This is a genomic window from Chryseobacterium sp. SSA4.19 (genome assembly GCF_022601875.1).
Taxonomy (GTDB): domain Bacteria; phylum Bacteroidota; class Bacteroidia; order Flavobacteriales; family Weeksellaceae; genus Chryseobacterium.
In genome coordinates this window covers 56002-69774 of sequence record NZ_JAKVIP010000023.1, presented here as the reverse complement: position 1 = coordinate 69774, position 13773 = coordinate 56002, and the positions used below count along the sequence as shown (strand labels likewise).

The following is a 13773-nucleotide window of genomic DNA, read 5'->3' as shown; positions in this document are numbered from 1 at the left end:
TAGTCTTTTAAATTGCAATCCAAAATTGCTAATTTTCTCGGAACTTTTTTTTATAAATAAGTTTAAACAACTTCATTGTAATAATAATTACTTCTTGCAGCAAAATCTGTCTAAAAATACAATTTAAATGTAAAAGTCTGTTTACATCTTATTTTTGAATATACATCCGTAGATTCAGCAAATTTGGATTTATATCTGCGCTATATAAAATTTAAACCGATCCTTATACTTTCTTAATGGTGATTCGGAATGTAGTTCCTTTACCGACTTCCGTCTGTGAAATTTTAATATCCCCGTTGTGATATTCTTTGATCACCCTTTTTGCTAAAGACAAGCCCAGACCCCATCCTCTTTTTTTGGTAGAATATCCCGGTTTAAAAGCATTTGCGGCCTGCTGTTTCGTCATGCCGCTTCCGTTGTCCTGCACTTCAATAACGATATTTTTATTCCGTTCAGAAACAGATATAGAAATTGAACCGACTCCTTTCATGGCATCCACGGCATTTTTAACCAGGTTTTCAATCACCCAGCTGATCAGGATTTTATTGTGCGGCACTAAAATAGTATAATTGGGGAGATGTAAGCCAAAATTTATTTTTCCTGAAACCCTTGTTTTTAAATAATCATAATTCTCCTGGATCGTTGAATTAAAATCACGGTCGTTCAACTCAGGGACCGAACCGATTTTGGAAAATCTTTCGGAAATAGTTCTCAGGCGTTCAATATCTTTTTCAATTTCATGAACCCCTTCCGAGTCGGGAGTATCCAGCTTCATGATTTCCATCCACCCGATCATGGAAGAGAGTGGCGTTCCGATCTGGTGTGCCGTCTCCTTTGCCAGGCCTGCCCAAAGATAGCCTTCATCCGTTTTCTTGATGGTTCTTAAAAACCAAAATGAGAACAGGAAATAACAGAGTATGAAAAACCCTAAAATGTAAGGTGAATACCGTAGATTATTCAGTAACGGGGAATTATCATAATACACAAACTGGTTGTTTTTATTAGGGAATTTAAGCTCTATCGGAGGATAGGTCTTCGCCATTTTCTTGGCAAAGGCCACAATTTCTGCAGGATCATTTTCTATCTCCTGCGGAATATTTTTATGTTCAATAATCTGGTTGTTTTTATCCAGTATAATAACAGGAATGGTGGTATTTGAACTGTAAATCTGAAGGATCAATCCCTGGACTTCAAGATTGGGAGTTGTGGCTTCCTGCTGGAATTTTACGGCACTAACCAGAATATCCACCCTTTTGATTTCTTCTTTACGAAGAAAATTAATCAGAATCGTGGAAGCAATCACAATGGTTAAAACCACTATGGTCATGAGCATAAAAATAATCCAGTTATTAAGCTTGGACAGTATTGATTTTCTCAAAACAGTTTATTTTAAAACATTCAGGATTTTTTGAAGTTCCGTACTTCCGCTGCCCTGATAATTGTTGATAATAATTGAAAATACGTATTTCTTGCCGTCTTTCGAAGTATGAAACCCTGCAAAAGATTTTGTATCTCTCATCGTACCGCTTTTCATTTTGATCCCGTTATCCTGCGTGGGAAAGCCGTCATAGTAAGACTCAAACCAGGATTGTTTTCCGGCATACAGTAAAGCCTGCACTTCAGCCCTTGCCGAAACATAGTTTTGGGGAGACAGGCCGCTGCCATCTGCAAAATTGATCATATTTGCATTAATTCCTTTAGACTTCCAGAACTCTTTCAGGTAAGCAACTCCGCTTTTGAATCCCGGATTTCCTTTTTTTTCTTTTCCCAACGTTTTAATCAGTGTTTCTCCGTACATATTGATGCTTTTCCGTAAAAACCAGTACACAATCTTATCCAGCGTCGGAGACTTATACGTGAGAATGATATTATTTTTCGGAGTTTCCAATCTTTTTTTCCCTTCAATCTCAAGCTGAGAACCGGTGATTACTTTTCCTGAAAACCCGATTCCGGATTCTTTCAGCCATTGCTGTACTTCAATGCCTAACTGTAAAGGCGGATTGGGTGTGGATCCTGAAACAGTAACTGTTTTTGAAGGCAGCGTTCCGTTAATCAAAGCCACATTGGAATAGGGCGCCGTAAAGATCAGGCTCTGGTCTGAACTTCCTCCTGCTTTCAGATCATTCAGCCACTTCACCCCTTCCAGAGGATATGAGAAACTTTTGAATTCTGTTCCGCTGATGTTGATGTCAAACTGGTTTTCGCGCCAGTTAACTCCCCACACGCCTGCACCGTAATAATTCCCGAGATCATCCCACGGCCATCCGCCGGGAATGGTTTGGTGATCGAAATAAGAATCATCAATGATAAGATCTCCGGAAATTTTGGTAATTCCGGATTTTTTAATGGCTTCCAGTAATTTCTGCTTAAAGTGCTCAGGTTTATACCCATCATATCGCCAGCTTCCTAAAGTAGGATCCCCGGTGGAAGTAATAAACAGGTTACCGTTCAGGTTTCCTTCTAAAACCGTTCCCGAATAACCTGATGTAGTTGTGTAGGTATAATTTTTTCCCAATACTTCCAGAGCAGCGGCGGCGGTAAAAATCTTTTGGGTAGAAGCCGTAGACAATCCTTTATTTCCCTGATATTCATAAATGAAATTCCCGTTTTCATCAGCAACATAAAAAGACAGGCTGGAAGAAACTGCCGCAGAAGATTCCATCAGGTTTTTTGTAGCGGCATCCAGCTTTTGAGCCACATTCTGGGCAAAAATAATATGTGTTGAAAAGGTAAGAACGGCAAATGTTTTTCTCATTCCATTTTTATTTTTAATAATATAATTAATGCTCTGACAAATACATTAAAATCATGCATTGATTGTTGATGATGTATTAGTGCCTAAGCTTTCTAAATATAATTAATGAAATTTACAATGCTGAGCCTGCTTCTATTTCATATGGTTCTTTTCCTGCTTCGAAAATCCTTGTCAGCTCGCTTCCTTCAACGGTAATTTTATCACCGGTTCTCCTGATCCAGTTTCCTTCGCGAAGTCCGATCACTTTCGCCTGGTTTTGGGTTAAAAACTCTTTAATCCGGGTTTCGCGGGTTTCTCCGTTGTGCTGTAAATCCGGATCAGGATCCAGATAATGCGGATTGATGTTGAAAGGAACCAATCCCATACAGTCAAAACTTGGCGGATAGACGATTGGCATATCGTTCGTCGTTTTCATATTCATGCCGCCGATATTGCTGCCTGCGCTGCAACCCAGATAAGGCTTCCCGTTTTCCACGTTTTGTTTGAGAACAGACATCAGGCGTTCTTCATGAAGCGTTTTCACCAATAAAAAAGTATTTCCGCCACCTGTAAAAAAAGCTTTTGCATGATGAAGAGCTTCAATTTTATCATCAAATTCATGAAGACCTCTTACTTTGATGCCGATGTTTTCAAAAAAAAATCTCGCTTTTGCGGTATATTCATCATGTGAAATTCCGCCCGGCCTTGCAAACGGAATAAAAACCAGTTCATCAATTCCCTCATATAATCTTATTATTTCTTCTTTTAAATAATGTAAATATTCTCCTCCGAAAATGGTAGAGGTTGAAGCTAATATAACATTCATGTATTTTTAAATAAATTGTTGAATAACAAAGATAGCTCAAACCGGAAAGAATCAAAAATTAATATAAAACAAACAGCAAGTCCGTTAATATTTTCAAAAAAAACCTAAAGGTTCTAAATTTTATATTTTTCTGGAATTATTATTGAATTTTAAAGTTGTAATCTTAAAATACAGGAATTATGAAAATGACTAGAATTAACATCAGAAATCTTTTTTTAGGTTTAATGTTTACAGGAAGTGCCGGTTTTATAAGTGCACAAACTACACAGACTGACAGTTCTGCCACAGCGGTTACAACAGCTCAGACAGCTAATCCGGCTATAGACAATTTAAAAAAACAAATAGAGACCAATCCTAAAGATACGGAAGCATTAGCAAAACTTGCTACCGCTTACCAGGAAGCTTCAGACTGGACCAACGCTATTGATACATGGAAAAAAATAAGTGTATTGCTACCGGACTGGGCACCGTCATATTACAGCCAGGCGTATGCCTACCAATCAGCGAAGGATGATGCCAATGCAAGAATGGCTTATGAAAAATATATTGCCACGGTAAAACCTGAAGAAGTAGAACAGAATAAGAAAAATCTGGCATATGCCTATTTTTATCTGGCTTTTGCTGAACAGCAAACGAACCGTGATAAAGCCAAAGAACACATTGCAAAATCCTTACAGTATGATCCTACCAACCAGGATGCCGTCAAGCTTAGCAAAGCTTTAAACTCATAAAGAAATATCATTTTTTTAAACTAAACTGCCCCAAAAAGTTAAAAACTTTTTGGGGCAGTTATTATAGATAGAAAATAAAATTTCAGTTTTGATTTCAAATTAAAATATATTGAACTTTATAAAAGTTCTACCTATTCTAGTGAAATTATAGCGACAGAGTACCAGAGAGCCCAGTACAATATCGCACTCTTTATTCTAATAATATTGTTTAATTTTGTCGAGACTTAAGGGAATTAACCTATTCCAGAAGAATTTTATACCAAAAACATTATGAAAAAAACAGTTCTTATTTTTCTTTTACTTTCAACTTTTACTTTTGCACAGCAATCTGTTTTAGAGCAGAAAGTCAATTCCATTATCAAAGATAAAAAAGCAACTGTAGGAGTTTCAGTTTTAAGTTTTGAAGATCATTTTACATACAACAAAAACGGAGATAAGCAGCTTCCTACCTTAAGTGTTTTCAAGTTTCATATCGCTTGTGCAGTGCTTGATTTGGTGGATAAGGGAAAGTTTTCACTTGATCAGAAGTTTTTATTAAAAGAATCAGAATTATTACCCAATACCTGGTCACCGATTAAAAAGAAATATCCGAAAGGTGATATTACGCTCAGTTTAGGTGAAATCATTGATTATACCGTTAGCGGGAGTGATAATAATGGCTGTGATTTTTTACTGAGTCTCATCGGAGGTACTCAAACCGTTCAAAAGTTCATGAATTCTAAGGGTGTGAAAGGTTTTCAGATTTTAGTCAACGAATACGAAATGCATAAAGACTGGAAAAATCAATATAAAAATTACAGCACTACTAATTCCGCTGTTGCTTTATTGCAAAGGTTTTATAGCGAAAAAATTCTTTCTAAAAAGTCGACTGCTTATTTATACAATATTATGCTGAATACGTCCACAGGAGGAAACAAATTAAAAGAACAGCTTTCTAAAGGAGTTATAGCTCACAAAACGGGATCATCAGGGAAGTACGATAATGATTTAACAGTCGCTGAAAACGACATGGGAATCGTAACTTTACCGAATGGCAAGCATTATGCAATAGCTGTATTTATAAGCAACTCAACGGAAACAGATGTTGTAAATTGCAAGATGATTTCAGATATTTCAAAGACAGTCTGGGATTATTTTAATAAGTAAAATTTTAAGCTTATTTTTAAAACCGATTTATTATGAAAAATTTAGCAGTAGCAATAGCATTATTAGGCAGTACTTTATTGTTTGCACAAAAAAGCGAAAATTATCTGCAGATCAGCTATTCAAGCATGTGTTGCGGAGCTCCGTCTGATAAACCCGTTATGGATTACCTTAACCGCTTTCAGAAGAAAAACAGAGTAAAATCACTGGAAGTATACAAACAGAGCGGTCTGGGTAGAGAGGGAGAATATAATCTGTATGTGGGGACTGATCAACTTTCAAAAATGCAGAAAACAGGCCTTATCCGCGGATTGAAAGCAGCAATCAACGCCCAGAACAATGCAAGAAAACGAAACAGCGATGGAATGGTTAATTTTAATGAATCTGAAAAAGTAAAAAAAGCAGATCTTGCCAACGCAAGAAACCTAACAGTTTATAAGAAATAATTTTAATTAAATAAGGAAAAATGATTCAGAACATTGTCGTTATCGGTGCCGGAACCATGGGAAATGGAATTGCACACACTTTTGCACAAAGCGGATTTACTGTCAACCTGGTTGATGTGTCACAGGAAGCTTTAGACAAAGGATTGAAAACCATTACGACCAATCTTGACAGAATAATTGCAAAGGGAAACCTTACGGAAGAACAAAAAGCAGAGACGTTAGGAAATATCACGACTTTCACAGCGCTTCAGGATGCTGTCGGAAATGCTGATCTGATTGTTGAAGCCGCTACTGAAAACCAGGATTTAAAGTTAAAAATCTTCGGGCAGATGGATGAATTCGCGCCGGAAAAATGTATTCTTGCGACCAATACTTCATCAATTTCCATTACTAAAATTGCTGCTGCCACGAAGAGAGCAGACAAAGTGATCGGAATGCATTTTATGAATCCGGTACCGATTATGAAACTGGTAGAGATTATTAAAGGCTACTCTACTTCCCGGGAAACGTTCGATTCTATTTACGAAATGAGCAAAACATTAGAGAAAGTTCCTGTTGAAGTCAACGATTATCCTGGATTTGTAGCCAACAGAATCCTGATGCCGATGATTAATGAATCGATTGAAACATTGTATAACGGTGTGGCTGGCGTTGAGGAAATCGACACGGTGATGAAACTGGGTATGGCACATCCGATGGGACCGCTTCAGCTGGCAGACTTTATCGGCCTTGATGTATGCCTGGCCATCCTGAACGTTATGTACGACGGCTTTAAAAACCCTAAATATGCACCGAATCCGTTATTGGTGAATATGGTAATGGCCGGAAAATTAGGCGTAAAATCCGGAGAAGGATTCTACGACTATTCCGAAAGCAAAAAAGCAGAAAAAGTGGCAAAAATGTTTTCAAAATAGTTATTAAGTTATGAGTTTCGGGTTATATGTTATACATTTGAATGCTAATTCTACAACCTAATAACTTCAACCTTGATAAGATTTAAAGAAAAATATATTCAGATATTATTGGTCATCATTACTTTAGTGATGACCATTTTGCGTTTTTTACTCAATGAAAAAGGAAGAACCAGCCCCGATTCTATACGGTATCTTCGCTTTGCCCGTGTTTTGCCGACTGTTGATAATACAACAACACCTTTAGGTTATCCGTTGAGCATCAAATTTTTTACTTTTTTTGGTTTTGATGAATTCTGGGGAAGCAAGATTGTCGGAATCTCAGCTTTTATCTTTATCATTTTTTTCACGTGGAAGAAAAAGTTTTTCTTTAAAGAATCAGTAGTTCTCTGTGCTTTATTCAGTTTTCTTTCTATCTTTTCCTTTACGATGAGTGAAGCACTTACATTATCATTTGTTTTATTGTTTCTGTACATTTCATCACAAATTATCACGGGGAAATTAGAAAAAAGGAAAGCGGTTTTTTACCTGTCTCTAAGTCTGATTGCACTATACAATATCAGGTACAGTTCTCTGTTTGTCATTGGTGGTACCGGACTTTTCGGATTGATTTTCTGGAAAAGGAAATATTCAAAAAGCTTCATTATTGCCGGAATTATAGGCGGAATATTTGTCGTGCTGTATAAATTATTATTCATTGATTATTTTAATGAAAACTACATAAAAGACGCACTTACCATTGGTCTCCACCCTACCTCAAAACTGCTCCCCGAATTGTTTATGGGATTATGTACTACCTTCAACCCGTTTATTCATATTGCAGATCCGGGCGGAGGGATGATTAATTATGCAATTTACGGAATTGGATTTTTAAATATTCTTCTGATCATTTATCTCTTTATAAAATATAAGCTTTCTGATTCTGAATTTTTCTTTGTATTTATTGGAATTGCAGGCATTATATGCTCTTATTTCGTACAGTATTTTTATCCCGTCAACGCCATTGACTATCGTTTGCTTGCGCCGTTCAGCTTTTCCATTTGGCTGGTGTATTTCAGGAAATTATTTCAACTGTTTAGCACTAAGGTATACGCCATAGGATTTTTAAGTATCATGTCCGGCTTTCTGTTCACCTGGCTTTCCAAAGGAAATTATCTGGAAAACAGAAAAGAAATGCAAAATTTTTTACACTCTGAGAAGCTGGACAAAGTTCCTTTACAATTTTATCTGGAAACGACTGAAGATCTGGACAAAATACAGGTGGCTGAACTCATCAGTACGATAAATCCCCGTATTACGCTCAGTTTCAAGCCGCAGGATACTTTAAAAAGAACCACCTTAACGAGGTATAAAGTTTTGCAAAAAATTAAGATTGACAAGAACAAATACCAATAATTTTATTATCTTTGATTTAAAGTTAAAACATTAAAAAATGAAATTACCAAAGTTTTTATTAGCAGATAATTCGGAATTTCCAGAAGATTTATTCGTTGTTCATACAGAATATCCTAGATTTATCCTTAATGTTGAGGAAGAAGAAGTTGAGTGGCTGGATGATTTGGAAGGTGATGATGAAGAAACGATGGCAGACGAGGCTACAAAAGTAGTGGAAGCTGCATTCAAATGGTGTGATGAAGAGTTGGCTAAATACGACGACGAAGAGGAAGGAGAATAATAAAATTCAATCATAAAAAATAAAGGAACTCATTATTGGGTTCCTTTGCTTTTTGAATAAACAAAATAAACGATTTATTTCCACTGTTTCTATTATCAGAAAAACATAAAAACCTGAATCATAAAAATCCAGGCCTTGTATTATTTTCTGTGTAGAATAAGCTCTACAATTCTTTCTTATTGAGCTTTATTGAATTTCAACAGCAATAAATTGTCCTGATACAATTCCAGAACATTTCCGGTAAGGACGTATTTATTGGCTTTTCCCATCATATCCATGAAGTTTCTCTCAACGCTCATGTTATCACAAGCCATTTTGGTAGAACCCATCTGTCCGGCTGAAAAGTTACCGTTGGAAGGATCAACTTTCACGGTACCGAAATAATTATTGCATCCAGTGTTTCCATTTATTTTTTCGCCTTCAATATTCAGTGTCGGAATTTTTCCTTTCACATTATCTGCTAAAGCCCATTTGGTACCAGTTAAAGAAGGTTGTGCTTTTCCAACTTTTGAAGCGGATGAACCCGCCATGGCTCCACATGATACCAGAACTGCTGCGGCACCTATACTAAAAAAAAGATTTTTCATTTTCCTTATTGATTTAAACCAAATTTACGTAAATATTCTTATTTAAACGGGCCTAACAAAATTTTATTGCTTCTTAGAGCTTAAGATTCTTCAAGATTTAGGCCCATACAGAATTATAAAAAGAATAATCTCTATCATAATTCTGTACATATCGTTTCAGCAATAAAAAACGGGCTAAAGCCCGTTTCTGTAATTATTGTCATGCTGATTGTATGTATCTACCCTCTCAGCTCTGCATTAAATTCCTTCTGAAAAGATTTGATCAAAGAATCCATTACCGCAGAAATTTCTTTTTCTTCCAGGGTTTTTTCTTCATTCAGAAGCTCAAAACTCATCGCATAGGATTTTTTGCCTTCAGGAAGGTTTTTACCTTCATATACATCAAATAAATTAATTCCTTTAAGATAAGGCGACTTATTCTTTCTTGCTGTCTGATAAAGATCTTCGTAGTTTACATTTTTATCAATAAGCAATGCCAGATCCCTTCTGGTTTTATTGAATTTTGGAATATCCCTGAATTTCAGTTCGTTTTTAGAACGCAGTTCCTGCGCATATTCCAGTTCAATTTCGGCATAAAAACAATCCTGATCAATATCGAAATCTTTCAATAGAGCCGGTGCTACTTTCCCGATTCTCACCAAAGCTTTTCCATCTGCTTCATACATTAAAGCGTCAGAAAATCTTTCATCCGACAGAGCCGTTTCTTTATAATCAACCGCTAATTTTTCAAGTAAGACTTTTACATACCCTTTCAGATGATAGAAACTTGTTGCCGATTTTGGCTGCAGCCAGTTCTCAGCGACCTCTCTACCGGAAACCAGTATGGCGAGCTGTTTTCTTTCTTCGTATTTTTCTCTTTTATGATAGATTTTTCCGAACTCAAAAAACTTAATGTCCTGGTTTTTCCTGTTGATATTATAGATGGCATTCTGCAAAAGTCCTTCCAGTAAAGACTTTCTCATAAATGCCAAGTCATTGCTCAGAGGGTTCAGCAATTTTACGGCATCGGTTTCATCTTTTACCGAAGTCAGTGAATTATTCATCACTTCATTAAAACCAAGTCCCTGTAAAGTCCTTGCCCAATTGTTTTCCAATTCGTCCTGATCCTGAGCACTTAGTTTAACAGGCGTAAATGATATCTTTTGCGGAGCATCGATTTTATTGTAGCCGTAAATCCTTAAAATCTCCTCAATAACGTCAATTTCCCTTGTCACATCAGCTCTGTAAGCCGGAACAGAGATTTCAAGACCGTTCTGAATTTCATTTAATACCTGAATATCCAGCGCCTTTAAAATTTCTTTTACTTTCTCTCTGTGGATCTTTGTCCCTAAAATCTGTTCGATTTTTGAGAATCTGATGATCACATAATTATCTTCTAATTTCTTCGGGTATTCCTCCAGAAGCTCTCCTGCCAGTTTCCCTTCTGCCAGATCCTGAATCAGCTTAATAGCATGGGTAATGGCAGTTCTTGTGATATTCGGATCCACTCCTCTCTCAAATCTGAAAGAAGCATCGGTATTCAGTCCGTGGAATTTAGCTGCTTTCCTGATGGCTACCGGATTGAAATAGGCACTTTCCAGAAATATGGTTTTCGTATCACCGGACACTCCGGAATGAGCACCACCAAAAACTCCGGCAATGCACATCGGCTGATCTTTTCCGTCTTTAATGATAATTTCTGACCCGTTCAGCGTTCTTTCCACTCCATCCAAAGTGGTGAATTTGGTTCCTTCTTTTACGGTTCCCACTTTTACTTTCTTATCTGCAATTTTATCTGCATCAAAGGCATGAAGAGGCTGTCCGTAACCGTGAAGAATATAGTTGGTAATATCTACAATATTATTGATCGGACTCAGGCCAATCGCTTTTAACCGGGCTTTCAGCCAGTCGGGAGAATCTGCAACGTTTACGTTTTCAATAACGGCTCCTATGTATCTTGGACATAGCTCAGTATTCTCAACTTCCAATGTGAATTCATGAGAGCCTTCGCTGCTTAAGGCAACGGAAGATACTTTTTCAAATTCAGCTTTCTGCTGATTGGTGGAAAGATAAGCATTCAGGTCCCTTGCAACTCCATAATGCGACATCGCATCCGTCCTGTTCGGGGTTAAGCCGATTTCAAAAACTTCATCGTTTGTCAATTCAAAATAATCAGCAAAATTCTTTCCTACCTCGTACTTTACTTCATCCAGAACCATAATTCCGCCGTGGTCATTGCTTAAACCCAACTCATCTTCTGCGCAAATCATGCCCTGGGATACCTCGCCTCTGATTTTTGCTTCCTTGATCTCAAAAAAATCTCCGGTTTTATCATAGATCCTGGTTCCTACAACCGCTACGGGTACTGTTTGTCCGGCTTCCACATTCGGAGCTCCGCAAACGATATGAAGAATCTTGCCGCTTCCTACATCTACGGTAGTCTTTTTCAGCTTATCCGCATTCGGGTGTTTTTCGCAGGTTAAAACTTTACCTATTACAATTCCTTCAAGATTACCTTTTATACTTTCAAATTTTTCTATCCCTTCAACTTCAAGGCCTATATCCGTAAGAAACTCACCGATTCTTTCCGTTCTGATTTCTGTTCTGATAAAGTCTTTAAGCCAGTTGTTTGATATCTTCATTGAATATATTTTGAAAATTTTATTTAAATTTTTCGAGTTACAAATGTCGTGTTTTTTTGAGAAACAGAGAAATTTTAAGGGTCATAAAACAAATACTTTGATCTGCCGATTTTCTGAATCTGTTTAGTGCACCGGTTTCAATCTACTATAATTTCGTTCACTTACACGGATTTAAATAGTACAAAACAAAAAAGGTTTTGAAGAACAAAACCTTTTTACTGATATAATTTATTTACTGTTACAATCCGATTACCGGCATGGATAACATTAAGATATTCTCATTTTCTTCAAGCCCGTCAAGCGGCTCAATGATTCCCGGCCTGTTCGGCTGGGACATTTTCATGGTGATATCGTCTGAACCTAAGATCGTCAGCATTTCCGTTAAAAACTTAGAGCTGAACCCGATGTTAATATCTTCTCCGTTATAATCGCAGGGAATCTGCATATCCGCTTTGTTTGCATATTCAGTATCTTCTGCATGAAGATGAAGAATGTTGGCAGACAGCTTAAAACGTACCTGGTTGGTTGATTTGTTGGACATGATCGAAGCCCTTTTAATAGCACCTAACAGAAGATTCCTGTTAATAGTTAATACATTCGGGTTTTCTTTAGGAATTACCGCCGTATAATTCGGGTATTTCCCATCGATTAATCTACAGATCCAGATGTGTTTCCCAAAAGTAAATTTGGCCATATTCTCATTGAAGTCGATGGTTACGTCTTCATTGGAGCTGGCTAAAATATTTTTGAAAATATTCAGCGGTTTTTTAGGCATAATGAATTCCATCGGTTCGGTATTCATCAGATCCATTCTTTTGTATACTACCAGCCTGTGAGAATCGGTAGAGACAAAATTGGTTTCATTTTCTCCAAACTGGAATAATACACCTGTCATTACGGGACGCAAAGAATCGTTGCTGGTTGCAAAAAGAGTGTTGGTTAATGCTTCAGAAAGAACTCCTGCAGACATGGTTACACTTTGGGAAGCATCAAATTCCGGCAATTCCGGATAATCATCTGCATTGTCCAAAGCTACAGCAAAATTATCTTTTTCATCTAAAATTTCAAGCTGACTTCCTGTTCCTTCTTCATTGTCTCTTACCGCTAAGGTAAGCGGCTGTTCCCCATACGTCTTGATGAAATCCTGAAAAATCTTAGCAGGAACAGCAAATTTCCCGGTATCGTCAGATTTTACATCAAGAGAGGTTACCAGAGTCGTTTCGCCATCAGATGCTGTAATGGTAACGTTATTTCCGTCTAACTCAAAAAGATAGTTTTCTAAAATCGGTCTCGACTGAGAGCTTGATATTACGCCACTTACAGTTTGCAAAGCTTTCTGCAGTTCACCACTTGAAATAATAAATTTCATAGATTTAAAAATAAGTTTTTACAAATATAATAAATAGAAAATAGATTGAGAAGAAATAATCAGATGAGTTTTTCACAATCGTCATTAATCGGTTTTCAGTGTCGAAATAATGTTTACCTTTCTGTAGTCATTAATTTTAACATCAAAAATTTCATCTGTGTAATATCCGATATTTATTTTTTTATTCAGCAGCGAGCTGTACTCCTTTGGCAAATCCAGATTGGATTCTATAGGAGATATCCAGTAAAGCTTTGTCAGGATTTTATTGTCTCCTGCAACATGAAATACGACAAAATTATCTTTCTCTATTCTTGTAACGGTTCCGCTGATCAGCAGTTCTGAATCATCCTTCGAGATTTTATTATTCTTCTCGGTTTTAAAAAGCTCCATTACCTTTTCCGGACATTCTTTTAAAAGCCAAGTGGCAACTAATTTTCCCGTTTCTGAAGAATCATCTTTAAGGATGTCGAGATTATAATCTTCTTTCAGCTCTTTTGCATAGGGCTGAGCGCCTTGGATAATACATAATCCAAGTTTTATTTCAAGTGTTTTGGGATCTGGGTTTTCCGCTTTAGCTTTATTGAAGCATTCACAGGTTGTTCTGGCAATCTTAGTTTGATAATCCTGGGAAAAACCTAATCCTGATATTAAAACGCTCAAAAAAAACCACACTTTATTCTTCATCACTGTTATCATTATTATTCAAAGATAACCGATAAAATAAATACCT

13 protein-coding genes are annotated in these 13773 nt (G+C 36.8%); 6 read left to right on the top strand and 7 right to left on the bottom strand.

Annotation, left to right across the window (positions count from 1 at the left end; translation table 11 throughout):
• Window positions 1–223: 223 nt before the first annotated feature.
• The 3 genes from MKJ01_RS15040 to pepE form a co-directional block, all read right to left on the bottom strand.
• Complete coding sequence (locus MKJ01_RS15040; RefSeq protein WP_241614864.1) at window positions 224–1378, bottom strand: HAMP domain-containing sensor histidine kinase; 1155 nt, start codon at window positions 1376–1378, stop codon at window positions 224–226.
• 6 nt (window positions 1379–1384) lie between these two features.
• On the bottom strand, window positions 1385–2755 hold the full coding sequence (gene dacB / locus MKJ01_RS15035; protein ID WP_241614865.1) for a D-alanyl-D-alanine carboxypeptidase/D-alanyl-D-alanine-endopeptidase: 1371 nt from the start codon (window positions 2753–2755) through the stop codon (window positions 1385–1387).
• Between the two features lie 112 nt (window positions 2756–2867).
• The gene (pepE, locus tag MKJ01_RS15030) at window positions 2868–3560 is read right to left on the bottom strand and encodes a dipeptidase PepE (protein ID WP_241614866.1); all 693 of its coding nucleotides are present in this window, start codon (window positions 3558–3560) and stop codon (window positions 2868–2870) included.
• Between the two features lie 179 nt (window positions 3561–3739).
• On the opposite strand from pepE, the gene MKJ01_RS15025 reads away from it, so the two are divergent.
• The 6 genes from MKJ01_RS15025 (at window position 3740) to MKJ01_RS15000 (ending at window position 8466) form a co-directional block, all read left to right on the top strand.
• Window positions 3740–4291 carry a lipopolysaccharide assembly protein LapB gene (locus tag MKJ01_RS15025; protein WP_241614867.1) on the top strand — a complete coding sequence of 184 codons (552 nt, stop codon included), beginning with the start codon at window positions 3740–3742 and terminating at the stop codon, window positions 4289–4291.
• 270 nt (window positions 4292–4561) lie between these two features.
• The gene (gene bla-A, locus MKJ01_RS15020) at window positions 4562–5437 is read left to right on the top strand and encodes a CGA/CIA family class A beta-lactamase (protein ID WP_241614868.1); all 876 of its coding nucleotides are present in this window, start codon (window positions 4562–4564) and stop codon (window positions 5435–5437) included.
• Between the two features lie 32 nt (window positions 5438–5469).
• The gene (locus MKJ01_RS15015) at window positions 5470–5880 is read left to right on the top strand and encodes a hypothetical protein (protein WP_241614869.1); all 411 of its coding nucleotides are present in this window, start codon (window positions 5470–5472) and stop codon (window positions 5878–5880) included.
• A gap of 23 nt (window positions 5881–5903) precedes the next feature.
• Window positions 5904–6794 (top strand): 3-hydroxybutyryl-CoA dehydrogenase, encoded by an 891-nt coding sequence (locus MKJ01_RS15010; protein ID WP_241632688.1) that lies wholly within the window; start codon window positions 5904–5906, stop codon window positions 6792–6794.
• A gap of 72 nt (window positions 6795–6866) precedes the next feature.
• Window positions 6867–8186, top strand: a complete 1320-nt coding sequence (locus MKJ01_RS15005) for a hypothetical protein (RefSeq protein WP_241614871.1) — start codon at window positions 6867–6869, stop codon at window positions 8184–8186.
• 37 nt (window positions 8187–8223) lie between these two features.
• Window positions 8224–8466 (top strand): hypothetical protein, encoded by a 243-nt coding sequence (locus tag MKJ01_RS15000; protein WP_241614872.1) that lies wholly within the window; start codon window positions 8224–8226, stop codon window positions 8464–8466.
• A 176-nt stretch (window positions 8467–8642) separates the two neighbouring features.
• Here the strand turns inward: MKJ01_RS15000 and MKJ01_RS14995 are convergent, their stop codons facing one another.
• From MKJ01_RS14995 to MKJ01_RS14980, 4 genes are all read right to left on the bottom strand, one after another.
• On the bottom strand, window positions 8643–9053 hold the full coding sequence (locus MKJ01_RS14995) for an META domain-containing protein (protein ID WP_241614873.1): 411 nt from the start codon (window positions 9051–9053) through the stop codon (window positions 8643–8645).
• Between the two features lie 218 nt (window positions 9054–9271).
• Window positions 9272–11674, bottom strand: coding sequence for a phenylalanine--tRNA ligase subunit beta (pheT, locus tag MKJ01_RS14990; RefSeq protein WP_241614874.1), 2403 nt, complete (start codon window positions 11672–11674; stop codon window positions 9272–9274).
• A gap of 238 nt (window positions 11675–11912) precedes the next feature.
• Window positions 11913–13043, bottom strand: coding sequence for a DNA polymerase III subunit beta (gene dnaN / locus MKJ01_RS14985; RefSeq protein ID WP_241614875.1), 1131 nt, complete (start codon window positions 13041–13043; stop codon window positions 11913–11915).
• Window positions 13044–13127: 84 nt separating this feature from the next.
• Window positions 13128–13703 (bottom strand): hypothetical protein, encoded by a 576-nt coding sequence (locus tag MKJ01_RS14980; protein ID WP_241614876.1) that lies wholly within the window; start codon window positions 13701–13703, stop codon window positions 13128–13130.
• Between the last annotated feature and the right edge of the window lie 70 nt (window positions 13704–13773).